We start from the raw sequence: 23,108 nt of genomic DNA on the forward strand, positions 1-23,108 counted from the left end.
AAGCTGCTCGGTTCTTTACCATTGTACGTCTGAATTAGCTGCTGATGACGCGGTTGAAACACCGTCAGATTTGGCAAAACAATGCGTTAACACGCAAAGAAAAAGGGTGCCCATGATGGGCACCCTTTTTCATTAGCGGCTTGCTAACGACGTTAAGCGCTTTGTTTAACGTCTTTTTTGAGCTCACTTTGTTTGCTGTCATTGGCATCGCTTGGTTGTGGAAGCGAGGGCAGTGATTTAGCGAGCATATCGACACTATGTCGGTAGTAGAGCTGGCTCTTGTTGTGTTCGCCAAGGCTTGCATAGAGGCGAGCAAGCTCGGCGCATACTTCACCGCTGGGGCGTTGACGTTGACTGGCTTCAAAGTACTCCAGTGCTTTTTCCCACTTACCAGTACGCAGCGATAGTCGGCCACAGGTCAGCAGTAGTTCGGGGTCGTTGGGGCGTTCTTGCAGCCATTTTTCCGCTTTTGCTAGCTGGCGCGCAGCGTCTACGTTTAGTAGGCCGTAGCGTTTTACTAAGCGCGCATCCCAGTGGTTGTCCAGTGAGTGATTAAGCAAACGCTCAGCAATAGGCTCTTCGTTGGCCTGTAAAAGCGCCTCGGTATAGAGCACGATTAGCTCGGTATTGCCGCGGAGATAGTCCGGCATATCGGCCCATAGCCCGCGTACACGCTCGATATTCGTGGGGTTTTTGGCCTCAAAAATAATCAATTCACGGTATGCTTTGAATTCCAGTTGCTCACGCTCTTGCTGAGTGATCAGCTTTTGCGCTGCCAAACGGGGTATTAATTGGCGTAAGCCTTCCCAGTCGTTAACGCTTAGGTGCACTTGCTTAAGAAGCTTGAGTACTTGCGGGTGGTTGGGCAGCTTCTTATCCAGGCGATTCAGAATGGCCAGGGCCTCTTCAGGCTGCTGACGATCAATCATCAGTTGAGCTTGCATCAGGCCAATCGCCGTATCGGCCCCCTCGGTAGTGAGCTGAGCCTGATTTAAATGCTCCTGAGACATTTCGTGGTGACCTTGGTAATGCGCCGCCAGTGCCGCAGAAAGGTAGTTCACAAGAGGTGTGCTGGAATCGTCAGCCGCTCGCACCAGCGTTTTCTCGGCTTTTTTCCAACGGCCTTCGGTTAAGGCAACCAAGCCGCGCACGGTGCGTTTCATGGCACGACGATTGCGGGCACGGCTATTCCAGGTGCGAAAACGTCCGACCGGGCGAATAATGCCGCTGAGCAGGCGTAATGCAAAGTGCAAAACGATGAAGGCACCCAGTAGCAGCACCAAGCCGAACCAGAACGACGTTTGTACCGAGGTATCACCAACGCGTATTAACCAGTAGCCTGGCACCGACATCATCAGGTGCCCGAACAGTGCGCCGACCGCTAAGCCGGCAACAATTAAGAGGATTAGCTTTCTCATGCATCACCTCCACCTTGGCGACGCGACTCAAAGCGGTTTTCAATGAAGCCCGCTAGTGCCTGTTGCGAAGCACTGATGTCTGGTAACTCAGGCTGCACCTGGGTTTGCTTCAGTTCTTGCAGGCGAGCAATAACGCTTTGCGTCTCTTCTCGTTCGGTATCGTAGTAGCCGTTGAGCAGCGCCAGTGCCTTATCGATGCTTGCCTCAAAAAGCGCTTGCTCTTCTTTAAGCAGTGCCAACTGAGACTGTTCAAGAATCAGGCGTAGGCTTTGACGCAGATAGGACTCTTGTTCGGGTGTAATCAGTGTTTCTAACGCTTCGTCGTGCTGACGAATCACCACAAGATCTTTTAGCTCTTCCCCAAAGCGAGCCAATTGACGTTGGAAGGTGCCCGTGGGCGGCTGTTCAATGCTAGAGGTAACGGCGCGCTCTTCGATCTCTTGTGATAGACGTAGGCCAGCAATACGCTCTTGCTGAGCGTTCAATGCAAGATAAATACCTGTGCGATCAACCTGTGGTACGGCGTCCAGGGCGGCAAGTTCGTTAGCAATTTCACGACGTACTGGCGTTAATGCAGGGTTGTCGGCATCGACCAAGCGAGCATCGGCGGTGCGCAGCAGGGCGGCAGCACCTTCAACGTCACCTTCCAGTTGCAGGCGCTGGTTGGCTAACCGTAGCAGGTAGGCGGCTTCGGCATGTAGCCAGTCTCGCTCGTCGGTCTCCTGCTCTTGAGAAAGCTGTGCTAGCACGTTGTCTAATGTGTTGTTGACCTCGCCACGATAGCTGTCCAGCTCGCTACGCAGTTCGCTCATCGTGCTGTCTAGCGCTTGGGTGCGCTCGGCTTCGCTGCTTTCAATACGTGATGCTAGGTCGCTAACCTCTTGCTGCGAGGCACTGCTTTGCGTTTGCTGGGCCAGCTCGTCTATACGCTGCTGCTGATTATCCAAGCGCTGCCAGCCTTGCCAAGCAGCAAACGCGACGGCAAGTGCCAGGATAATCACCAGCGCAATGGCGATACCACTGCCTTTGCCACCACCATTGCCACTGTTCGTGGTGCTGTTCTTAGAAGAGGGCGGGACATGTGCAGCATTGCCAGACGCGCTATTGCTAGACGTGCTATTGCCACCGCTCGTTGGCTTGGTGTTTGCCGTCTGCTTGGTACCTGCTGAAGGCTTAGTATCTGCAGAAGATTTAGTATCTACAGAAGATTTAGTTTCAGCTGTCTGTTTGGGCGCGTCGCTTGGTTGGGGCGAGGCTTGGTCATTATTGACGTTCGCTGATACGGTGCTGGCACTGGGCGCGCTAGAGCCCGCTTTATTACGGCGACGCGAGCGGCTGTTTTTAGCGGCATAAGAAGATGCTGCCGTATTGCCTGCTGTTGACGTTTCGCCGCCCGACGCGGCTGACGCGGAGGTGTCGCTCGGTTTAGCGTCGTGTTGAGATGCATCGGCAGACGCGTTGTGTACGCCTTCCTGATCGTTTGGTTGTTTGCTCATCTGTCGCTAGCCCTTATTAAGTTCCTTGATCGACATCGGCACCCTTCGGGTTGCAGGACCGACCCAACGCCGCTGCCAGTGCAGCTGGTGTTGCTCCCGACGCCACCTTGAGGTCACGAAAACCCAGTTTACCGGCCAGTTTAGCTAAACGGTGACTGGAAACGATTAGCGGTTGGTTCAACGCTGCTTGTTCACACCATCTTGCCAGATGTTGAAGCAGTTCGCCGCTGGTAGCGATTAACGCTCGATAATCGCCGGTTAATAGACGTTGTTGCAGGGCAGGCGTAGGCGCTTGGTATACACGTCGATACACTGCGATGCGGGTCACGTTGGCCCCGCGTGCGCTCAATGTATCGGCTAGTAATGAGCGACCACCTTCACCAGCCACTAGCAATATACGCTGATGCGTAAGTGTTTTGAGTGAGGCCAGTGACAGCAGCGCCTCGCTCGTGTCTTCTCCGTAGTCAGGCGAAGGAATATGGACACGCACACCCAGTTGTTCAAAGAGCATGTTTGCCGTCGCACGGCCTACACTATAGTAATCAATGCCCACAGGCAGCTGTGGCCAATAGCGATCGAGCGCCTCGCTTAAACAGTAAGCGGCGAAGGGGCTGACCACCACTATTTTATGGTACTGATCAATATCTAACCACACGCTTCGTTGAACGTGGTCCTCGGGCAGCGGCTCTAAGCGCATAACATTGAGGTGCTCTACAGAAGCTCCCTGAGCACGCAGCGAGTCTGCTAGGGCTTCGCCCCGGTTACCAGGGCGGCAGATCAGTACCGGTTGACTCATACGTTGCGGCCATACACCTCGGCTAATATATCGCCTGCCCCTTGGTCCAATAGGTCCTCGGCGATTCGGATACCCAAGGCTTCGGGCTCATGAATGGAACCGCTGCCTTCTGCACGCAGTACCTCTGTACCTTCTGGGTTGCCAACCAAACCGCGCAGCCAAATAGTGTCGCCTGCCTTATCAAGCACGGCATGGCCTGCGATAGGCACTTGGCAACCGCCTTCCAGACGGGTGTTCATGGCGCGTTCAGCACGCACTCGAGTGGCGGTATCGGGGTCATCCAACGGGGCTAATAATCCAATCAGCTCGGGGTCATGGAGGCGACACTCGATGCCTAGTGCCCCTTGGCCACAGGCGGGAAGGCATATTTCAGGCGGTAAGGCTTGGGCAATGCGCTCATCGAGACCTAAGCGTTTCAAGCCAGAAGTGGCGAGAATAATGGCATCAAATTCGCCAGCATCTAATTTTGCTAGGCGAGTCTGCACGTTTCCGCGTAGATTAAGAATCTGCAGGTCAGGTCGCGCTTCGCGCATTTGCAGGCCACGACGTAGACTGGCAGTACCAATACGAGCACCCTCTGGTAGCTCGTCGATGCTGGTATAGTGGTTAGAAACAAACGCATCGGTCGGATCGGCGCCTTCCAAAATGACAGAAAGACCGAGCCCTTCAGGAAAGTGCATAGGAACATCTTTCATTGAATGAACGGCGATATCTGCACGTCCATCCAGCATGGCATCTTCTAGCTCTTTCACAAAGAGCCCTTTACCGCCAATCTTGGAAAGCGGTGTGTCGAGAATTTTATCGCCCTTAGTGGAGAGCGCAATAAGTTCGACTTCCAGGCCGCTGTGTGCCGCCATCAAGCGGTCGCGGACGTGCTCGGCTTGCCACATAGCAAGCTGGCTTTTACGCGTGGCAATGCGCAGTTTAGTGATGGATGACACGTGATTCTCCCTTTGTCGCTGACAGATCGCGACGAACTATGATAAGTCTCATCATAAAGCACCCAGCCACACAGTAAAAATAACCGGCTGAATTTAAGGCCAGTGCTGTCAGGCAATCCACATGTTTAGGTAATGCCATGCCCCTTGTTAAATCTGAAGAAAAATTAGACCAGTTTTTTTTATTATCGCAAGATTTGTTCTTCAGTATTGATTTCGCAGGCATTTTACTTAACGTCAATCCTGTGTTTGAAACCTTGCTGGGCTATTCCGCTAGCGAATGGATAGGCAAGTCATGCGGCAAGGTAGTGGACCGTCGCGATATTCCGGTTATTGAGGAAGCGTTGGCGCGTCTTCAGTCCCAAAAGAGAGTGCCTTCGTTTGACGTTCGAGCGCTGACGGCCGAGGGACAAATGGTGTGGTTGGAAGTTACCGCCGCGATGGGGGAAGGGGTCATTTACGTGGTTGCCCGTGATATTTCGCGACGAAAAGCCATCGAGAAACAGCTCATCCGTAATCAGAGGCTCTTCCAAATAGTTGGCGAGACAGCGCTGATTGGTGGTTGGTACGTTGATATGTCCGAAAGGCTGCCCATTTGGTCGAACGAGGTATGTCGTCTGCATGGCGTTTCGCCCGGGTTTCGACCCACAGTTGAGGAGGCAATTGACTTTTATGCGCCGAGTTCAAGGCCACGTATCCGTGAGGTTTTTGAAGCCTGTTGCGAGCACGGTATCAGCTTTGATGAAGAGCTAGAGATCATCACTCGACAAGAAGTAAGGCTATGGGTAAGAGTGATTGGAAAAGCCGTACGAGACGAGCAGGGGCAAGTTGTTCAAGTTCAGGGCTCAACCCAAGATATCACTGAGCGAAAAGCGACGGAACGGCAGCTCACACTGCTGGAGAGGAGCGTTGAATCAAGTATCAATGGTGTCATCATCGTTGATGCCCAGGGGCATGATTTGCCAATAGTTTATGTGAACGCGGCATTTGAGCGAATTACCGGCTACTCCCGGGATACGGTGTTAGGGCAAAACTGCCGCTTTTTGCAGGGCGAAGAGACGGATCCCACCACGCTGGATCAACTGCGCAGAGGGATTCGTGCTCAGCAAGAAGTTCATGTCGTGATGCGCAATTACCGTCGTAACGGCGTGCCATTTTGGAATGATCTATATGTTTCCCCTGTGCGCGATACTGCTGGCGCTGTAACGCACTTCATTGGTGTGCAGAATGACATTACTGCCCAGCGCGAATACCAAGCGCAGCTTCGACATAACGCTTGCCACGATGCATTAACAGGCTTGCCTAATCGATTGTTACTCGACCAGCGACTGGCTCAGGGCTGCCTGCTGGCTAAGCGGTATCACCGCTATATAGCCGCGCTATTTGTCGATTTGGATGATTTTAAACCGATTAATGACACGCTTGGCCACGAGGTAGGCGACTATATGTTAATTGAGGTCGCCAAGCGCCTTGAAGAAGAGCTGCGCCCTTGGGATACCGTGGCGCGTTTTGGGGGAGACGAGTTTATCGTTCTATTGCCTGATTTAGCCCATGAAAAAGATGTCATGCAGGTCGTTGAGCGGCTGCTCGCTCGTCTCTCTGCGCCCTACTGGTATCGAGGCAGCGAGCTGCGTATGACTGCCAGCATAGGAATTGCCACTGATGATGGAACGATTAGCGAACCGCGCCAGCTTATACAGCAGGCGGATCTGGCGATGTATAAAGCCAAGCGGCAAGGGCGTAATACCTATCAGTGGTATACCGATGAGCTAAATCGTAAAGTTTCCGAACGGGTTAATTTACGCCATGCGTTGCAACAAGCCATAGAACAGTCGCAATTTGAGCTGCATTACCAACCGCAAATACATGGCTCCACTGGTCGAGTTTCTGGCGTAGAGGCGCTGATTCGCTGGTATCACCCTGAGCGTGGCAACATTGCTCCTGGGCAGTTTATTAGTTTGGCAGAAGATACCGGACAGATTATGCCGATCAGTGAGTGGGTGTTGGAGAGGGCGTGTCGTGATGCTGTCAGATTGAATGCGAACGCAAGTATGCCTATTACCATGGCGGTTAATATTTCGCCCATGCAATTTCAGCGCGCGGGATTTTTGTTATCTATTGAACGGGTGCTTGAGCAGACAGGCTTGGCACCCGAATTATTAGAGCTAGAGCTTACTGAAGGCGTGCTGATGGACAGTACGGAGCACGTCATACAAACATTGCAGGATCTGCGCTCGCTGGGTGTGCATATTGCGCTGGATGACTTCGGAACCGGCTTTTCCAGCCTTAGCTATCTCAAACACTTGCCGATTAACAAGCTTAAAATTGATCGATCATTTGTTCGAGACGTGGTCAACGATACTCGGGATGCTGCGATTGTAGACGGCGTGGTAACCATGGCGGCCAAGCTGGGTCTTGAGGTATTAATCGAAGGCGTAGAGACGGCAGAGCAGTATGCATATCTCAGCGCACGCCATAGCACGCATTTTCAGGGCTTCTACTTTGCTCGTCCGATGCCATTTTCAGCCATACGTAGCTTATTACACGAATCTCCTTATCCGTTTAGTGACGCTGAGCCCTCGCCGACATGAAAAACGACTATAAAACGGCATGCCGCTGAGTGCGGCGACTCTGGTACACTTTCTGATAACGATTACTTTAGTTTTTAACGACTCCTTCAGTTTTGTAAGCAGGATATGCCTCCGATGAGCCAAGCTACGAACCAGTCTTGGGGCGGTCGCTTTAGCGAGCCCACCGATGCTTTTGTCGCACGCTTCACCGCGTCTGTGACTTTCGACCAACGCCTGGCACGCCAGGATATTCAGGGCTCGATTGCCCACGCCACCATGCTGGCGCGAGTCGGTGTACTGACCGATGAAGAGCGTGACACCATTATCAATGGTCTCACCGAGATTCAGGGTGAAATCGAGCGAGGCGAGTTTAACTGGTCGATTCCGCTTGAAGATGTACACATGAATATCGAAGCGCGGTTGACCGACAAAATTGGTATTACCGGCAAAAAATTGCACACCGGCCGCTCACGTAACGACCAAGTAGCGACCGATATTCGCTTGTTCATGCGTGATGAGATCGATGTGATCGAAGCGGAGCTGGTGCGTCTGCGTGAAGGCATGATTGAGCTTGCTGATCGTGAAGCCGATACCATTATGCCCGGCTTCACTCATTTGCAAACGGCGCAGCCGGTGACCTTTGGCCACCATCTATTGGCATGGCAAGAGATGCTAACCCGTGACCACGAGCGCTTACTGGACTGCCGCAAGCGGGTGAACGTGATGCCTCTTGGCGCCGCGGCGCTAGCGGGTACCACGTACCCCATCGATCGCCATGTCACTGCTGAATTACTCGGCTTTGATCGCCCGGCAGAAAACTCGCTGGACGCTGTCTCTGATCGTGACTTCGCTATCGAATTCACCAGCTTTGCCAGCATTCTGCTAATGCATCTATCACGGATGAGTGAAGAGCTGGTGCTATGGACCAGCGCCCAGTTTAACTTTATCGACCTGCCTGACCGCTTCTGCACCGGCTCTTCGATTATGCCGCAGAAGAAAAACCCTGATGTTCCCGAACTGGTTCGCGGTAAAACGGGCCGTGTGTATGGTCATTTAATGGCGCTGTTAACGCTGATGAAGTCTCAGCCCCTGGCCTACAACAAAGACAACCAGGAAGACAAAGAACCGCTGTTTGATGCCGTTGATACCGTGCGCGACTGCTTAAAAGCCTTTGCTGACATGGTGCCTGCTATCGAGCCGAAAAAAGACAGCATGTATGAAGCCGCACGACGTGGATTCTCAACCGCCACGGACCTTGCTGACTACTTGGTTCGCAAGGGCGTCGCCTTCCGCGATGCCCATGAAATTGTCGGTCAATCGGTGGCTTACGGTTTGAAGACTAAGAAAGACCTGTCTGAAATGACCCTTGAAGAGCTGCAGCAGTTCTCTGCCACGATTGAGCAGGATGTGTTTGAGGTGCTTACATTAGAAGGCTCTGTGGCCGCCCGTAACCATATCGGTGGCACCGCGCCTGACCAGGTGCGCGCCGCTGCCAGCCGTGCCCGCGAGGCGTTAGCCGCGCTTAAAGGTGATGCATGAAACGCTGTGTTACCACCTTGAGCGCGGTACTGCTGATCGCGCTGCTATTAGTGGGTTGCGGTCAGAAAGGGCCGCTCTATTTACCTGATGAAGACACCCATGGTTCGGCTGCCGAGCAGGAGGGGTAATGGATCACTTTAACTACCGCGATGGCGTGCTTTATGCCGAAGACGTCCCGCTTACCCAGGTCGCCGCTGAACTGGGCACGCCCTGTTATGTTTATTCGAAAGCGACGTTAGAACGCCATTTTCGTGCTTATACCGAAGCCCTGGGGGGGCATCCCCATTTAATTTGTTATGCGGTGAAGGCTAACTCTAATTTGGCAGTATTGGGTTTGCTTGCTCGATTGGGCGCTGGATTTGATATTGTTTCGATTGGTGAGCTTGAGCGCGTGCTGAAAGCGGGTGGTGATCCGAAAAAAGTCGTGTTTTCAGGCGTTGCCAAGCAGCCTCATGAAATGGCCCGTGCGCTAGACGTTGGCATTAAGTGCTTCAATGTTGAATCCCGTCCCGAGCTTGAGCGATTAAACGCTGTTGCGGCGGAACTGGGTAAGGTGGCACCGGTATCGCTGCGGGTAAACCCGGATGTGGATGCTGGCACTCATCCCTATATTTCCACTGGGCTGAAAGACAACAAGTTCGGTATTCCAGTCGACGAAGCGCTGGATGTTTACACGCTGGCTGACAGCTTACCCAACTTGCGCGTCACCGGACTAGACTGCCATATTGGCTCTCAGCTCACTGAAACGGCACCATTTTTAGATGCTCTTGAGCGGCTGTTAATGTTGATGGAGCGGTTGCGTGAGCGCGGCATCGAGATTGACCATTTAGATTTAGGTGGCGGGTTAGGTGTCCCTTATCGTGACGAAAAGCCGCCTCAGCCGTTTGATTATGCGAGCCAATTGCTGGCACGCCTTTCTCGTTGGGAGGGCGGTGAAGCGCTTACTTTGCTATTTGAGCCGGGCCGCTCTATTGCCGCTAACGCAGGTTTAATGCTGACCCGCGTAGAGTTCTTAAAGCCCGGCGAAACCAAAAATTTCGCGATTGTTGATGCCGCCATGAATGACCTGATCCGCCCTGCGTTGTACCAGGCATGGCAGGCGATTGTGCCGGTGGATACCCGCCAGCAGCGTGAGCGTGCGGTCTATGATGTGGTCGGTCCGGTCTGTGAAACCGGCGATTTCCTCGGTAAAGAGCGCGATCTGGCAATTGCTGAGGGCGATTTACTGGCCGTTCGATCAGCCGGTGCTTACGGCTTTGTGATGGCGTCAAATTACAATAGCCGTCCACGCCCTCCGGAAGTGATGGTCGATGGTAGCCGCTATCATGTGGTCCGCGCTCGGGAAAGCCTGGAAAGCCTGTGGGCCGGTGAAGCTCTGCTGCCGGAAGGGGAGCGCTGATGCTGTTGCACTTCACCAAAATGCATGGTCTGGGTAATGATTTTATGGTGGTAGATCTGGTGACTCAGCGAGCGCGTCTGCGTGATGAGCAGATTCGCCAGCTGGCAGACCGGCGCTTTGGCATTGGCTTCGACCAATTATTGGTGGTTGAGCCGCCCCGTGACCCAGAGATGGACTTTCGCTACCGTATTTTTAATGCGGATGGCAGCGAAGTTGAAAATTGCGGCAATGGCGCGCGCTGCTTTGCACGTTTTGTTCGCGACCAGCGCCTGACACATAAGCATGAAATTCATGTTGAAACTGCCGGTGGGCCACTGGTACTTAATGTTCAGCACGATGGTATGGTGCGTGTTGACATGGGGAGACCGCGCTTTAATCCCGCCACGTTGCCGTTTGAGGCACCGGGGGATCAACCCTTACACGCCGTTGAGGTCGACGGTGATACGCTGGAGCTGGGAGTTGTCTCGATGGGCAATCCCCATGCCGTGCTGCAGGTGGAAAGTGTTGATAGTGCACCGGTTGAGCATCTTGGTCCATTGCTTGAGTCTCACCCTCGCTTTCCGAAGAGGGTGAATGTGGGGTTTATGCAGGTTGTGTCGCCCAGCGAAATTCGCCTGCGGGTGTATGAGCGTGGCAGCGGCGAGACGCTTGCTTGTGGCACCGGCGCCTGCGCTGCTGTGGCTAGTGGTATTCGTCAGGGGTTATTGAAAAGCCCGGTCACCGTTCACTTGCCGGGTGGTCAGTTAAGCATTGAGTGGCCCGATCCCGAAGCGCCGTTGGTGATGGTGGGCCCTGCTACACGCGTCTTTGACGGTCGTGTCACACTCAACTAATTCGAGGAGAACGGCGATGTCTCAAGCCCCCGAGCCGCGCAAAACGCTCGACCCTGATCAAGTGGCGTTTTGGCTGGCCCGTCATCCCGATTTTTTTGTTGGTCGTGAAGGCTTGCTGCAGCAACTTAAGGTACCGCACCCCCACATTGATGGGGCGGTATCGCTGCTAGAGCGCTTGGTAATCGATTTACGTCAGCGTGCTGAAACAGCAGAGGAGCGGCTTGAGCATCTTCTAGAAACAGCGCGGCATAATGAAGCCCAATACCGTCGACTGCGTGAGACGCTACTCAGTCTGGTGGGAGCAGAAGATCGTGATGCCTTGGCCCAAGCGCTCGCTGTTCAGTTAAGCGAGCACTTTCAAACGCCGGCAATGGCGCTATGGTGCCCATCCTCATTGAGTGACAATGAGCCGACGCCGCCTCAACCGCCACGCCACGTGTTGGACCAGCATGCCAGCGCTCGTTTGGCTGCGCTGCTAGATGGGCGCACCAGCCGTTGTGCCAAGCTCAGCGTTAGCGACTGGAAATGTCTGTTGCCGCATACTAAAGCACCCCGGCGCGCGGGTTCCTGCGCCATTTCGCGTCTTTCGGCGGGCGAGCAACTGGGGTATTTGCTGCTCGCAAGTCCTGACCCCGACTGTTACCGCGCCAGTATGGATACGCTGTTTACAGAGTATCTGAGCGATATCGTGGCACGGCTACTGCTTCGCCTAGAACACCATGGATAGCCCAAGCTCATTAACAACGCAGGTCGAGGCGTATTTACGTAAGCTTGCGACCCACGCAAGCCCTGCCACCGTGGCTGCGTATCGTCAGGATTTAACCGCCCTGCAGCATTTTTCTGAGCAACGTGGCGTCACCGAGGCAGCGACGTTAGACACTACATTTCTACGCGCCTTTTTAGGGGCGGAGCGCAGTCGCGGCCTCGCGCCGAGAAGTTTAGCCCGCCGTCGCGCTGCACTATCACGTTTTGCTGACTATCTTGTGCAGCAGCACGTGCTTGCCGACAACCCTGTGGGGTTACTACGCACGCCAAAGCAGCCAAGCCACTTGCCCAGACCGCTTGATGTGGATGCACTCGCACGCTTTTTAGACACGCCTCACGACGGCACACCGCTGGCAATACGTGACCAAGCCATGCTCGAGTTGTTTTACTCCAGCGGCCTACGCTTAGCGGAACTTGCTGCGCTGGATTTGGGGCACTTAAATGCTCATCATGTGCGGGTGATGGGGAAGGGCAGTAAGCCCCGGCAAGTGCCCGTTGGTCAGCGAGCGGATCAAGCGATTAAGGCGTGGTTGTCGTGTCGGCCTGAACTGGCAGCAACGGGCGAAATGGCGTTATTTGTTGGTCAACGTGGGCAACGTCTGGGACACCGTGGTATTCAAAAGCGCTTGGCGCAACTTTCTATTGTGCGTGGTTTGCCTGAACACCTTCATCCCCATCGCCTGCGTCACTCGTTTGCAAGTCATTTATTGGAGTCCAGCCAAGATCTGCGGGCGGTGCAGGAACTGCTAGGCCACGCTAATTTATCGACTACCCAAGTCTACACCCGCCTGGATTGGCAGCACTTGGCCGCAAGCTATGATGCTGCTCACCCCCGCGCAAAACGCCGCCCGACACGGAGTTAACCATGGCTTCTTTGCAAGCGATTACGTTTGATCTTGACGATACGCTATGGGACAACCAAGGCGTGATGTTAAAAACGGAAGAGGGTCACTATCGTTGGCTAATTGAAGCGCTGGCAACGTGGCGCAAAGCACGCCATGAAGCGCCATTAGCGCTAAGTTACCAGCAGGGGCTGGCTGATTATCTGGAGCGCCGCCAAGAGTGGGCCAAGCGGGTGCCAGAACGGCGTGGTGATTTTACCTGGCTGCGTTTGCGGGCGTTAGAAGCACAGTTGGAAGCCCAAGGCTTAGCACGTAGCAGTGCGTTGCTATGGGCTGCCGCTGCTATGAATGAGTTTCATCGCTTGCGGGTACAAGTAACGCCGCACCCCGAAGCCGCGGGGCTATTAACCGCGTTGAGCGAGCGTTATCAACTAGCCGCTATTACCAATGGCAATATTCACCTTAAGCGTCAGCCGTTAGCAGCGTACTTTCCAGTCGCTATTGCTGCAGGCGAATTACTGGCACCAAAACCAGATCCTAAGCCGTTTCTCACCGCCCTGGAGCGTCTGAATGTTGTGCCACACCAGGCCATGCATGTAGGTGACTCTTGGCAAGAGGACGTACTACCCGCACAGCAGTTGGGCATGCACGCCGTATGGATCGCCGCACAAGGCGACCAAACCTTGCCAGCACGCACCCACCGCATTGCCCACGTGAAAGAATTGCCCGAGCTGATCGAGTGGTTGGAGCGACGCTCGTGAAAAAGTGGCTTATTTAAGAAGACTGAGTTTGTTTGGCAAGATTCCGTTTAATGGTGAAAGCTTGGCTTGTTCGGCGATCCTTGGTTTACTCAGGGGTATGCAGCCACTGGTCGAGCTTTTGAGAAAGCGTATCTACACCGTCGCGCTTGAGCGATGAGAAGAGCTGAACGGAGACTAAGTCTTCCCACTCTTTAAGACGAGAGCGGACTTTTTGCAGCGCGGCACTAGCAGGGCCTTTTTTTAATTTATCGGACTTAGTAAGCAGAATGTGCACAGGCATTTCGCGCTCATCTGCATAGTTGAGCATCATTTGGTCGAACTCGGTTAGCGGGTGGCGCACGTCCATTAGCAGTACAAGGCCACGTAGGCTAAAGCGGCCACGCAGATAGTCAGACAGGTGCTGCTGCCACTCTAGCTTTACCGCTTCAGGCACTTTGGCGTAGCCGTAGCCGGGCAAGTCGACTAAGCGACGCGATTCGTCGTTCATGACGCTGAAAAAGTTGATCAATTGAGTGCGGCCTGGCGTACGCGAGGTGCGGGCAAGGGCATTTTGTTGAGTAAGTGCGTTAATCGCGCTTGATTTACCCGCATTTGAGCGCCCAGCAAACGCGACTTCTGCGCCGGTATCGTCTGGACACAGAGCAAGTGTTGGTGCGCTAATCATAAAACGCGCTGTGGGGTAGTTCAGTCGAGCGACTGGGTGATCATTGGCAGTAGACATGGTGTTAATCCTGAAAAACAGACGTATAAGACGGCCCGTTTCACCACGTTAACGTGAGTAAATGACGGTACCGCGACGAATTACCCCAAAAGCAGACCTGGACTTGCATTCCCGCCGCTAGGGTGATTCGTTATAATGCAAGCGGTTTATAACTGCGACCTGGGGCGCTAGTGTACCATCGCGCTCTAGCCAGCAGCGACCAACACGGCATGTTGTTCGTTTTGGCGGAGCTGACCCTGGTAAAGTGCTGAACCTGGGCAGCGCCCGGGATGCGTACCAGTCAATAATCAAACGGCATAGTGGAATAGCAATGAGAAAGTTACTGGCAAGCCTGGCAATTACCATGGGTGCCGTTGGCACCGTGCACGCTCAAACCGACCACCAAGCTGACGCGGATGCGGCGGCAGGTCGTGAACTGGCTCAAACCTGTGCGGCCTGTCATGGTCAGCAAGGTATCAGCGCAGTGGGTACCTTCCCTAATTTGGCAGGGCAGCAGATGTCCTATCTGGCCAAGCAAATCATGGATATTCGCGACGGCAACCGCTTGGTTCCCACCATGGCTGGTCAAGTCGATGCATTCTCTGATCAAGACGCTTGGGATGTTGCGGCTCACTTTGCAGGCCAAAACGCCAATCTTGGCCAAACTAACGATGAAGACTCAGAGTTTTTAGCACGCGGTGAAGAGCTGTACCGGGCGGGTGATATGTCCAAAGGTATTCCTGCTTGCAGTGCTTGTCATACACCTACGGGGGCTGGTATTGGCAGCGCGGTATATCCAGCGCTTTCAGGTCAGCACGCAGAGTATACGGTGTCCACGTTGCAAGACTTTGCTTCCGGTGAGCGTGCTAACAGCCCGAACAACATCATGGGTGATATCGCTTCCAAAATGAGCGATAACGATATGGAAGCTGTAGCGAATTACCTGTTAGGCTTGAACTAGTCGTAGCTAATCAAGGTTCCCTATCTCGCTGGTAATTAAAGAGATAGGGAACCTCTATGCATGCTCGGCAGTCACAGTCTCGCTCATTCTTGGAGAATTTTCGCTATGTTGAAAACGTTAATGGTCGCGATTGCTGGCTTAGGTTTATCTGCGGCAGTAAGTGCTCAGGAGTTGGTAGAGGGTCAGCACTACACACTGCTTGAGTCGCCAGTGGAGACACAGGTCGACGAAGGGCAGATTGAAGTGACCGAAGCGTTTTGGTTTGGTTGCCCGCATTGCTATCGGCTGCAAACACCAGTAAATGAGTGGTACGAAACACTTGAAGACGACGTTAGCATTGTGCATATGCCGGCTACCATGGGTGGTGCCTGGAATACCCACGCGACGGCATTTTATGCAGCAGAATCTCTAGGTATCGAAGATGAACTGCACGCTGATTTCTTTGAGGCCATTCATGAAGATGGTCGCTCACTGACAGATGAGGATGAAATCGCCGAGTTTTTCTCTAATTACGGTGTAAGTGAAGAAGAAGCTAAGCAGGCGTTGAAGGCGTTTGGCGTTCGTAGCGAAGTCAATAAAGCCAACAGCCGCATGCGTGAAATGCGCCTGATGGGTGTGCCAGCGCTAATTGTTGATGGCCGCTACGTTGTGTCGCCAAGCACGGCGGGTAGCTTGGAAAATATGCCGCAAATTGCGGATGCGCTTGTCGAGCGCGTGCGTAACGAGCGTGCACAATAACGGTGTTAAAGCATGGTCACGCAGGTGGGCAAGTAGGCTCGTCTGCGTTGTCTTTGGTTGAACGTGGCCATATCCGCTTACTGACGTTTAATTTGCAGGTAGGTATTCAAACGTCAGCGTATCACCACTACCTCACGCGGAGTTGGCAGCATGTTTTGCCTCACCCTCAACGTCTGGAACGCTTGGCGCAAATGGGTAATGTGCTAGAGCCATTTGATGTGGTGGGCCTGCAAGAGGTTGATGGCGGTAGTTTTCGTTCCGGTCGCGTAAACCAAGTTGAATACCTTGCCGCTAAAGCACGCTTTCCCCACTACTTTCAGCAGCTAAATCGTAATTTAGGGCAGTTTGCTCAGCACAGTAATGGGCTATTGTCACGTATCGTGCCTAGCCACATCGAAGAGCATCGTCTGCCAGGGATGTTGCCAGGGCGTGGTGCAATTCACGCACGCTATGGTGAGGGGCCAGATGCACTGCATATCTTTGTCGCCCACTTGGCGCTGAGTCAGCGCGGGCGTGTGCGTCAGCTGAATTACTTAAGCAATATTATTGAGCCGCTGCGCCATGTGGTGGTCATGGGTGATTTAAACTGTACGCCTGACCAGCTTCATGCTCATGAACGTTTTAGTACCTCGTTGCCACTTCACCCGGTTAAGCCGCTGCTTAGCTATCCATCCTGGCAGCCCCGGCGCGCCCTGGATCACATCCTGCTTTCCCAGACACTTGAAGTCGCAGATGTCCATGTACTGGACCATCTGTTTTCTGACCATTTACCGATTGCTGTCGATTTACCGTTACCTCCAGCCTGCCTAGCGGCGATTCGCCAAAGCGTTTAATAATAAGCTTGCTAGGCAGTTTATGGGCGCTGCATTGTCTGCGTATATGCGCTATTGTCTGGGGCGCTGACCCCCTTAGTCGTTTTACGCGAGACACTTCCATGTCAGATACAACACAACTACCTGCGTTTATCGCTGCGCTGGACCGCGCTTCGGAGTGGTTCGGACGTAGCCTTGCGTGGCTGATCATCATTATGATGTTGATTCAGTTCGCGATTGTACTGCTTCGTTATATTTTCAGCGTTAACAGTATTTTTATGCAAGAACTGGTGATGTACATGCACGCCAGTGTCTTTATGCTCGCTGCGGCCTACACCTTTCGCCACGATGGCCATGTGCGTGTCGATATCTTCTACCGTGGAATGACGCCACGTCGCCAAGCGATGGTTAACATCGTGGGTATTATCACGCTGTTGATGCCTGTGATGGCTTTTGTCATTGCTTCCAGTTTAGGCTACGTTGCTAACTCCTGGCGTATTATGGAAACCTCCTCCGATTATGGTGGCATTCCAGCCGTCTTTGCACTGAAAACGTTAATACCGCTCTTTGCCGCGCTGATGATCGTACAAGGCATCATTGAAGTGGTGCGCAACGGCTACGTATTTACTGGCCGGATACCCCCATCTGTTGGTGATGATAACCACCTTGAGGAGCGCGTTTAATGTTGGAATTTATGCCGCTTATTTTATTTGCCACCATCTGTATCGTACTGATGTTCGGCTTCCCGGTGGCGCTTTCGTTAGCGGGCACCGCGCTGTTGTTTGCAGGAATGGGCCTAGGCCTTGAGACCATCGGCGTCGATGCCAATTTCGACAGTGGTTATCTCGCCGCGTTGCCCAACCGGCTTTACGGCATTATGACCAATCAAACGTTATTGGCAGTGCCATTATTTGTCTTAATGGGCGTTTTATTGGAGAAGTCCAAAGTAGCTGAAACACTGCTTGATGCGATGGCGCTGCTGTTTGGTGCCATGCGTGGCGGTTTAGGTATTTCAGTGACATTGGTAGGTATGTTGATGGCAGCATCTACCGGCATTGTGGGGGCCACCGTGGTTACCATGGGGCTGATGTCGCTACCTACCATGCTAAAGCGCGGTTATAGCACCTCGCTGGCGACCGGCACCATTTGTGCGACCGGTACGCTTGGCCAGATCATCCCGCCCTCCATTGCATTGGTACTGCTTGGCGATGTGCTTTCGTCCGCTTACCAGCAGGCACAGCTCTCGATGGGTATTTTCAGCCCTAAAACGGTCTCTGTGGGTGATCTGTTTATGGGAGCGCTGGTGCCTGGGTTACTCCTGGTCGTTATGTACATGATTTACGTGGCTCTGGTAGCGTGGTTTCGCCCGCAAATGGCCCCAGCTGCAGACCGTGAAGAGCTAATGGCGGAGCTTGGTCACACTTCAGGCCTGGGGATGCTGCTGTTGAAAGGCTTAGTGCCGCCTGTGGTGCTAATTGTGGCGGTGCTTGGCTCGATTTTAAGCGGTTTTGCAACGCCTACTGAAGCGTCGGCTGTCGGTGCCTTTGGTGCCCTGGTGCTGGCGCTGGCTTATCGTCAACTGGATTGGGCAACGCTGAAAGACGTGCTGCGTTCAACTACCCATGTGACGACCATGGTATTTATGATTTTGATTGGTGCGGCGCTGTTTTCGTTGGTCTTCCGGGCCTACGGCGGCGAGCATATGGTCACCGACTTGTTCGAAGGTATGCCCGGTGGAGTGGTGGGGGCGACCATTATCGTGATGCTGGTCATCTTCCTACTTGGCTTTATTCTCGACTTTATCGAAATCACGTTTGTGGTGGTGCCCATCGTTGGGCCGATTCTGCTGGCCATGGGGCTTGACCCAATTTGGCTGGGCATCATGATCGCTATTAACCTGCAAACGTCATTCTTAACTCCGCCGTTTGGCTTTGCGCTGTTTTATCTGCGCGGCGTAGCGCCACCCTCGGTGCCGACCTCGGCAATTTACCGTGGGGTTATCCCGTTTATCCTGATGCAGCTTGGCATGCTGCTGATGCTAACGTTTTTCCCCCAACTAGCTACATGGCTACCTACTCAATTTTAGGCTACGTCTTTTTGATTAGTGCCAAGTTGAAAACTATCGTGACTATCAACGCAACTAAGTGGCAACCTTAATCAAAAGCAGCCAAGCTGCATAAACGAACGGCTTGTAACAAACCGCCTAGCCAATTGGGCTAGGCGGACTCCTCCTACCTATAACAGTAATAATAGAAGCAAGAGGGTTAATATATGAAAGCCAACGCTTTACCTGTCGCCATTGCGATGACAGCCGCTCTATCCACTAGTTTGCTGGTAGTTTCAAGTTTTGATAATCAGGCCCAAGCACAAGAAAACTTCCGCTGGAAAATGGTCACTTCCTGGCCAAAAAATTTCCCAGGTGTAGGGCAGGGGCCTGAGCGGCTCGCGCAACTGGTGGAAGAGATGTCCGATGGTCGCCTGACCATTGAAGTATTTGGTGCTGGCCAGTTGGTACCTGGGTTTGAAGTCTTTGATGCTGTGTCTGACGGCACTGCTGAGCTTGGCCACTCTGCTTCTTATTACTGGAAGGGCAAAGCCCCTGAAGCACAGTTCTTCGCTGCCGTGCCGTTTGGCATGAACGCACAGGAAATGAATGCCTGGCTGCATTTTGGCGGTGGCATGGAGTTGTGGAACGAAGTTTACGAGCCTTTTGGTGTGGATGTCATGGTGGCGGGTGCTTCTGGCGTTCAAATGGGGGGCTGGTATAACAAGGAAATCAATTCGATTGAAGACCTTGATGGTCTGAAAATGCGCATGCCAGGCCTAGGTGGTGAAGTGATGAGCCGTATGGGCGTTGCCATTGTGAACATGCCTGGCGGCGAAATCTTCACATCACTTCAGTCAGGTGCCATTGATGCGACCGAATGGATTGGCCCCTATAATGATTTAGCTTTCGGTCTGCATCAGGCTGCCGATTATTACTACTATCCTGGCTGGCACGAGCCGACGGTGATGTTTGAAACCATTGTCAACGAAGAAGCCTTAGCCGAATTGCCCGCTGATTTACAGGCTATTTTGACGACCGCAGTGCGCGATATTAATGCGAATGTGCTTGATGAGTACACCGCGCGTAATAACGATGCGTTGGAGACGTTGGTCAACGAGCATGAGGTTGAACTGCGCCGTATTCCTGACGACGTGTTGGCTCAGGCCCGTGAGCATTCAGAAGACGTTATTGCTGAATTGGCTGAATCAAGCGAGCTGGGTACACGGATTTATGACTCCTATCGTACCTTCCAGGATAAGGTCGAAAACTACCATGCGATTTCTGAACAGGCGTACTACAACGCACGGAATCCAGATGGAGACACAACGCAGTAGCGGCTCAATAGCGATGTAACTATGCTATTAGCATTCTGCTCCCGTTGAACACACAATGGCCGCCTAAGGGGCGGCCATTGTTTTAGTTAAGAAGCCCCTATTGAGCGCTGTACTTGGGTATTCTAGAGCGCTACTGAACCGTTAAGTAAGGAGCCCCATGTCCAACGATTCTCGCCTTCGCAATGTACTTACCATCGCAGGATCTGACCCCTCGGGTGGCGCTGGCTTGCAGGGTGATCTGAAAACTTTTTCGGCGCTGGGTGTCTACGGCACCAATGTCATCACTGCTGTCATCGCCCAAAATACCTGTGGTGTGGCTTCCGTTTATCCGGTTTCGCCTCACGCTATTCGCGAGCAGCTAGAAAACCTGATAAATGATGTGGCATTAGATGCCGTTAAAATTGGCATGGTCGCCAGCCGTGAGGTTGCCGAGGTAATCGCTGAAGTCTTGCGGCAAAACCGTCCCCGCTGGATCGTACTGGACCCGGTAATGGTGGCCAAAAGCGGTGATATTCTGGTCGATGACGCAGGCATTCGTGCTGTGCGCGATATATTGGTACCGTTGGCTGACGTAATTACGCCCAATTTGCCTGAAGCGGCTGTGCTCTTAGACGCCGAGTCACCGAATTCGCTGGATGACATGGAAGCGATGCTGCCAGCGCTGGTGGAGTTGGGCGCGCCTTATGTGGTGCTGAAAGGTGGGCACCTACGCGGAGATACCTGTCCTGACTTACTGGCAACCCCTGACGGCCACACATGGCTTCCTGCCTCGCGTATTGACACTGACAACCTGCACGGCACGGGCTGTGCTCTCTCGTCTGCGATCACTGCGTGTCTAGCAAAACTACCCGCCGATGCGGCGCCAAATGCGCCTAAGCAAGCGATTGGTGAAGCCAAGTTGTGGCTACATGCCGCATTAGAAGCGAGCACTCGGCTAAATGTCGGTCATGGGCGTGGGCCAGTGCACCATTTCCATGCGTGGTGGTGATGTAAATGACCTAGCGCAATAAGCGTGCAGAGCAGCAATCGAAAAGGTAAGACACACCTTGCAGTATGCGCAAACGAACACCATGCTGAACAGTGCCTGTTTGGCTATCTAACGTGCCTACTGACGGTGCCGACTTGATCGGCCAAGGAGTTGCGCCATGTCTCGCACGCTGCTGTTCGCTACGGACCTTTCTCAGGATAACCGCGCTGCGTTTGCCCGCGCTCTTCGGCTGGCCTATGCCCAAGGGGCGCAGCTCGACATTCTTCACGTCCTTGACCCTTACTTGCCCCACCGTGTTCTTCACGACGTTGAAAGCGCGGTTAACGAAGATATCAGTGCCACATTGACCGACCTGCGCGAAGATTACGCGCTGGAAGCGCCTTCGTTGCTTATTCAAACCGTTGTGGGGGCGCCTCATGTTGAAATTGTGCGAGAAGCCCACGAACGCAATGCCTCGTTAATTATTATGGGCATGCACCGTAAGCGCGGACAGAAAGATCTCCTTTTGGGAACCACCGTGATGCGTGTGCTGAGAAGTGCGCCCTGCCCAGTGGTGGTCGCCTCTTATCTACCAACTCAGCCTTGGCAACATATCCTGGTGCCGATCGACTTTTCGCTGACTGCTCGTCAAACGCTCAGGGAGGCGCTCATTCGCTTTCCAGAAGCTAAGTTGACGCTCCTACATGCCTGGAGCTTGCCTGGAGAGCGTGAGTTGGGCTCCCAGGCTAATTTTGCCCAGTGGAGAGACCATGAAGTAGAACGCTTACGTAGGACGCTGGATAACGAGATTGAGAGTTTAATGCGCGATCTTGATGGCGTCCCTGATGTTGAGTTAGTGCTCGAGCCAGGGCAACCTTGTGATGTGCTTCAAGATTACATGAAGCGACACTCTCCAGATTTGGTGATTATTGGAAGCCGTGGCCAGCCCCAGCACACCAGCCAAGTGACTGAAATGCTGTTAGGCGAACCTCACTGCGACCTCATGCTATGTCGCTCCTGGTAGTTGTTGTACGGAACCTTTATTTTTGTTTTGTGTATGTATAGTTAGTGTTCCGAAAAATAGAGGTTTCGCTATGCTATATGTACACAAACACCCTTTAATGCTGGGCACGCTGCTGTCAGTCGGTACACTTTTATTGGCACCCAGTGTGCTGGCAGATAGTGTGACTGAACGAGGAGAGCGTTTTGAGCGCGTCGTGGAAATTAACGGTCAGCACTACGCGTTAATGGGTAGTGGTGTGTTCCGCTATATGATCTGGACCGCCTATGCAGGGGCTTACTACCAGCTTGAGGGAGAAACTGAGCCGCTGCCATTGAGCGATGTCCCTCGTCGCCTTGAGTTAGCTTATTTTCATGACATTGAGGCGGCTGATTTTGCTGAAGCGACTGAGAAAACGCTAAAAGAGTCGCTGACACTCTATGAGTTTAGCCAGATTGAGGAGGACCTAGAGCGGCTGAATCAGCGCTATCGTGCTGTAGTGCCTGGTGATCGCTATCTACTCAGCTGGGATGGAGAGTCGCTGCAGCTCGCCCTGAATGGCGATGTGGTATTTGAAGATGACAGTGCTGAATTCGCCAGCGCTATGTTTGGTATTTGGTTGGGCGAGCGTCCTCTAAGCGATGATTTTCGCGATGCGCTACTGGGCCAGGGTTAATTCAAATAAGGGTTTTGTCTGACGCCTGTGCCAGCGAGTACACTGTATTTTCTTTGGGACACATCGCAAGAGGCAAGTGTGAAGGCACTGATTCAGCGGGTAAAAAACGCCAGCGTGACGGTCGAAGGTAAGATGGTAGGGGCCATTGACCATGGTCTCCTGGCTTTAGTGGGCGTTGAAAAGGGCGACAGTGAGGCTGATGCTGAAAAACTACTGCATAAGCTGCTGCACTATCGCGTTTTCAGTGACCAAGAGGGCAAAATGAATCATAACCTTCAACAGGCTAACGGAGGCTTACTGCTGGTATCTCAGTTTACGTTGGCCGCTGATACTCGCAAAGGTTTGCGCCCCAGCTTCTCTAGCGCTGCACCACCTGCTGAAGGCGAGCGCCTGTTTGACTATTTGGTGGCTAAGACATCCGCTGCCTGGCCCAACGTTGCAACCGGCCAATTTGGCGCTGATATGCAAGTGGCGTTAATTAACGATGGGCCGGTAACGTTCATGCTTGAAAGCTAG

At 53.2% G+C, this 23,108-nt stretch carries 23 protein-coding genes; 18 read left to right on the forward strand and 5 right to left on the reverse strand.

The window, feature by feature from the left end; genetic code table 11:
• Positions 1 to 152 precede the first annotated feature (152 nt).
• From JFC11_RS03915 to hemC, 4 genes are read right to left on the reverse strand one after another with little or no spacing between them, the layout of a single operon-like run.
• On the reverse strand, positions 153 to 1,418 hold the full coding sequence (locus JFC11_RS03915; RefSeq protein ID WP_038479618.1) for a heme biosynthesis HemY N-terminal domain-containing protein: 1,266 nt from the start codon (positions 1,416 to 1,418) through the stop codon (positions 153 to 155).
• Positions 1,415 to 2,914, reverse strand: coding sequence for a uroporphyrinogen-III C-methyltransferase (locus JFC11_RS03920; protein WP_198348763.1), 1,500 nt, complete (start codon positions 2,912 to 2,914; stop codon positions 1,415 to 1,417). The genes JFC11_RS03915 and JFC11_RS03920 overlap by 4 nt, the downstream gene beginning before the upstream one ends.
• Before the next feature lie 16 nt (positions 2,915 to 2,930).
• The gene (locus JFC11_RS03925) at positions 2,931 to 3,710 is read right to left on the reverse strand and encodes a uroporphyrinogen-III synthase (protein ID WP_038479613.1); all 780 of its coding nucleotides are present in this window, start codon (positions 3,708 to 3,710) and stop codon (positions 2,931 to 2,933) included.
• Complete coding sequence (hemC, locus tag JFC11_RS03930) at positions 3,707 to 4,651, reverse strand: hydroxymethylbilane synthase (protein WP_038479611.1); 945 nt, start codon at positions 4,649 to 4,651, stop codon at positions 3,707 to 3,709. Before hemC ends, JFC11_RS03925 begins: the two co-directional genes overlap by 4 nt.
• 137 nt (positions 4,652 to 4,788) lie before the next feature.
• On the opposite strand from hemC, the gene JFC11_RS03935 reads away from it, so the two are divergent.
• The 8 genes from JFC11_RS03935 (at position 4,789) to JFC11_RS03970 (ending at position 13,357) form a co-directional block, all read left to right on the forward strand.
• Positions 4,789 to 7,239, forward strand: a complete 2,451-nt coding sequence (locus tag JFC11_RS03935; RefSeq protein WP_198348764.1) for a sensor domain-containing protein — start codon at positions 4,789 to 4,791, stop codon at positions 7,237 to 7,239.
• 114 nt (positions 7,240 to 7,353) lie between these two features.
• Positions 7,354 to 8,757, forward strand: a complete 1,404-nt coding sequence (argH, locus tag JFC11_RS03940; protein ID WP_198348765.1) for an argininosuccinate lyase — start codon at positions 7,354 to 7,356, stop codon at positions 8,755 to 8,757.
• Positions 8,754 to 8,885, forward strand: coding sequence for an LPS translocon maturation chaperone LptM (lptM, locus tag JFC11_RS03945; RefSeq protein ID WP_084183632.1), 132 nt, complete (start codon positions 8,754 to 8,756; stop codon positions 8,883 to 8,885). The genes argH and lptM overlap by 4 nt, the downstream gene beginning before the upstream one ends.
• Positions 8,885 to 10,156, forward strand: coding sequence for a diaminopimelate decarboxylase (gene lysA, locus JFC11_RS03950; RefSeq protein WP_038479602.1), 1,272 nt, complete (start codon positions 8,885 to 8,887; stop codon positions 10,154 to 10,156). Before lptM ends, lysA begins: the two co-directional genes overlap by 1 nt.
• Positions 10,156 to 10,989, forward strand: a complete 834-nt coding sequence (dapF, locus tag JFC11_RS03955; RefSeq protein WP_038479600.1) for a diaminopimelate epimerase — start codon at positions 10,156 to 10,158, stop codon at positions 10,987 to 10,989. Before lysA ends, dapF begins: the two co-directional genes overlap by 1 nt.
• Positions 10,990 to 11,005: 16 nt before the next feature.
• Positions 11,006 to 11,716 carry a DUF484 family protein gene (locus JFC11_RS03960; RefSeq protein ID WP_198348766.1) on the forward strand — a complete coding sequence of 237 codons (711 nt, stop codon included), beginning with the start codon at positions 11,006 to 11,008 and terminating at the stop codon, positions 11,714 to 11,716.
• The gene (locus JFC11_RS03965; RefSeq protein WP_198348767.1) at positions 11,709 to 12,617 is read left to right on the forward strand and encodes a tyrosine recombinase XerC; all 909 of its coding nucleotides are present in this window, start codon (positions 11,709 to 11,711) and stop codon (positions 12,615 to 12,617) included. The genes JFC11_RS03960 and JFC11_RS03965 overlap by 8 nt, the downstream gene beginning before the upstream one ends.
• Positions 12,618 to 12,619: 2 nt before the next feature.
• On the forward strand, positions 12,620 to 13,357 hold the full coding sequence (locus JFC11_RS03970; protein ID WP_038479591.1) for an HAD family hydrolase: 738 nt from the start codon (positions 12,620 to 12,622) through the stop codon (positions 13,355 to 13,357).
• Positions 13,358 to 13,442: 85 nt separating this feature from the next.
• Here the strand turns inward: JFC11_RS03970 and yihA are convergent, their stop codons facing one another.
• On the reverse strand, positions 13,443 to 14,078 hold the full coding sequence (yihA, locus tag JFC11_RS03975; RefSeq protein ID WP_038479588.1) for a ribosome biogenesis GTP-binding protein YihA/YsxC: 636 nt from the start codon (positions 14,076 to 14,078) through the stop codon (positions 13,443 to 13,445).
• A gap of 310 nt (positions 14,079 to 14,388) precedes the next feature.
• On the opposite strand from yihA, the gene JFC11_RS03980 reads away from it, so the two are divergent.
• The 10 genes from JFC11_RS03980 (at position 14,389) to dtd (ending at position 23,108) form a co-directional block, all read left to right on the forward strand.
• Complete coding sequence (locus JFC11_RS03980) at positions 14,389 to 15,018, forward strand: c-type cytochrome (RefSeq protein ID WP_038479585.1); 630 nt, start codon at positions 14,389 to 14,391, stop codon at positions 15,016 to 15,018.
• Between the two features lie 105 nt (positions 15,019 to 15,123).
• Positions 15,124 to 15,756 carry a thiol:disulfide interchange protein DsbA/DsbL gene (locus tag JFC11_RS03985; protein ID WP_038479582.1) on the forward strand — a complete coding sequence of 211 codons (633 nt, stop codon included), beginning with the start codon at positions 15,124 to 15,126 and terminating at the stop codon, positions 15,754 to 15,756.
• A gap of 2 nt (positions 15,757 to 15,758) precedes the next feature.
• Positions 15,759 to 16,589: an endonuclease/exonuclease/phosphatase family protein gene (locus JFC11_RS03990; protein WP_038479579.1), complete on the forward strand. Its 831-nt coding sequence runs from the start codon at positions 15,759 to 15,761 to the stop codon at positions 16,587 to 16,589.
• 101 nt (positions 16,590 to 16,690) lie between these two features.
• Complete coding sequence (locus JFC11_RS03995; RefSeq protein WP_038479576.1) at positions 16,691 to 17,251, forward strand: TRAP transporter small permease subunit; 561 nt, start codon at positions 16,691 to 16,693, stop codon at positions 17,249 to 17,251.
• A complete protein-coding gene (locus JFC11_RS04000) occupies positions 17,251 to 18,654 on the forward strand; it encodes a TRAP transporter large permease (RefSeq protein ID WP_198348768.1) in 1,404 nt (467 codons plus the stop codon). Before JFC11_RS03995 ends, JFC11_RS04000 begins: the two co-directional genes overlap by 1 nt.
• 185 nt (positions 18,655 to 18,839) lie before the next feature.
• The gene (locus tag JFC11_RS04005; protein WP_051626398.1) at positions 18,840 to 19,949 is read left to right on the forward strand and encodes a TRAP transporter substrate-binding protein; all 1,110 of its coding nucleotides are present in this window, start codon (positions 18,840 to 18,842) and stop codon (positions 19,947 to 19,949) included.
• A 157-nt stretch (positions 19,950 to 20,106) separates the two neighbouring features.
• A complete protein-coding gene (gene thiD / locus JFC11_RS04010; protein WP_095603421.1) occupies positions 20,107 to 20,937 on the forward strand; it encodes a bifunctional hydroxymethylpyrimidine kinase/phosphomethylpyrimidine kinase in 831 nt (276 codons plus the stop codon).
• Between the two features lie 157 nt (positions 20,938 to 21,094).
• Complete coding sequence (locus tag JFC11_RS04015; RefSeq protein WP_038479567.1) at positions 21,095 to 21,940, forward strand: universal stress protein; 846 nt, start codon at positions 21,095 to 21,097, stop codon at positions 21,938 to 21,940.
• A gap of 70 nt (positions 21,941 to 22,010) precedes the next feature.
• A complete protein-coding gene (locus tag JFC11_RS04020; protein ID WP_038479564.1) occupies positions 22,011 to 22,592 on the forward strand; it encodes a chalcone isomerase family protein in 582 nt (193 codons plus the stop codon).
• Between the two features lie 78 nt (positions 22,593 to 22,670).
• Positions 22,671 to 23,108, forward strand: coding sequence for a D-aminoacyl-tRNA deacylase (dtd, locus tag JFC11_RS04025; protein WP_038479561.1), 438 nt, complete (start codon positions 22,671 to 22,673; stop codon positions 23,106 to 23,108).

Source organism: Vreelandella alkaliphila, assembly GCF_016107625.1.
GTDB classification, from domain to species: Bacteria; Pseudomonadota; Gammaproteobacteria; order Pseudomonadales; family Halomonadaceae; genus Vreelandella; species Vreelandella alkaliphila.

Excerpts from the sequence above, each read along its gene's own strand:
- JFC11_RS03915 (WP_038479618.1), bottom strand. The coding sequence starts at position 1,418 with ATGAGAAAGCTAATCCTCTTAATTGTTGCCGGCTTAGCGGTCGGCGCA.
- JFC11_RS03920 (WP_198348763.1), bottom strand. The coding sequence starts at position 2,914 with ATGAGCAAACAACCAAACGATCAGGAAGGCGTACACAACGCGTCTGCC.
- JFC11_RS03925 (WP_038479613.1), bottom strand. The coding sequence starts at position 3,710 with ATGAGTCAACCGGTACTGATCTGCCGCCCTGGTAACCGGGGCGAAGCC.
- JFC11_RS03935 (WP_198348764.1), top strand. The coding sequence starts at position 4,789 with ATGCCCCTTGTTAAATCTGAAGAAAAATTAGACCAGTTTTTTTTATTA.
- argH (WP_198348765.1), top strand. The coding sequence starts at position 7,354 with ATGAGCCAAGCTACGAACCAGTCTTGGGGCGGTCGCTTTAGCGAGCCC.
- lptM (WP_084183632.1), top strand. The coding sequence starts at position 8,754 with ATGAAACGCTGTGTTACCACCTTGAGCGCGGTACTGCTGATCGCGCTG.
- lysA (WP_038479602.1), top strand. The coding sequence starts at position 8,885 with ATGGATCACTTTAACTACCGCGATGGCGTGCTTTATGCCGAAGACGTC.
- dapF (WP_038479600.1), top strand. The coding sequence starts at position 10,156 with ATGCTGTTGCACTTCACCAAAATGCATGGTCTGGGTAATGATTTTATG.
- JFC11_RS03960 (WP_198348766.1), top strand. The coding sequence starts at position 11,006 with ATGTCTCAAGCCCCCGAGCCGCGCAAAACGCTCGACCCTGATCAAGTG.
- JFC11_RS03965 (WP_198348767.1), top strand. The coding sequence starts at position 11,709 with ATGGATAGCCCAAGCTCATTAACAACGCAGGTCGAGGCGTATTTACGT.
- JFC11_RS03970 (WP_038479591.1), top strand. The coding sequence starts at position 12,620 with ATGGCTTCTTTGCAAGCGATTACGTTTGATCTTGACGATACGCTATGG.
- yihA (WP_038479588.1), bottom strand. The coding sequence starts at position 14,078 with ATGTCTACTGCCAATGATCACCCAGTCGCTCGACTGAACTACCCCACA.
- JFC11_RS03980 (WP_038479585.1), top strand. The coding sequence starts at position 14,389 with ATGAGAAAGTTACTGGCAAGCCTGGCAATTACCATGGGTGCCGTTGGC.
- JFC11_RS03985 (WP_038479582.1), top strand. The coding sequence starts at position 15,124 with ATGTTGAAAACGTTAATGGTCGCGATTGCTGGCTTAGGTTTATCTGCG.
- JFC11_RS03995 (WP_038479576.1), top strand. The coding sequence starts at position 16,691 with ATGTCAGATACAACACAACTACCTGCGTTTATCGCTGCGCTGGACCGC.
- JFC11_RS04000 (WP_198348768.1), top strand. The coding sequence starts at position 17,251 with ATGTTGGAATTTATGCCGCTTATTTTATTTGCCACCATCTGTATCGTA.
- JFC11_RS04005 (WP_051626398.1), top strand. The coding sequence starts at position 18,840 with ATGAAAGCCAACGCTTTACCTGTCGCCATTGCGATGACAGCCGCTCTA.
- thiD (WP_095603421.1), top strand. The coding sequence starts at position 20,107 with ATGTCCAACGATTCTCGCCTTCGCAATGTACTTACCATCGCAGGATCT.
- JFC11_RS04015 (WP_038479567.1), top strand. The coding sequence starts at position 21,095 with ATGTCTCGCACGCTGCTGTTCGCTACGGACCTTTCTCAGGATAACCGC.
- JFC11_RS04020 (WP_038479564.1), top strand. The coding sequence starts at position 22,011 with ATGCTATATGTACACAAACACCCTTTAATGCTGGGCACGCTGCTGTCA.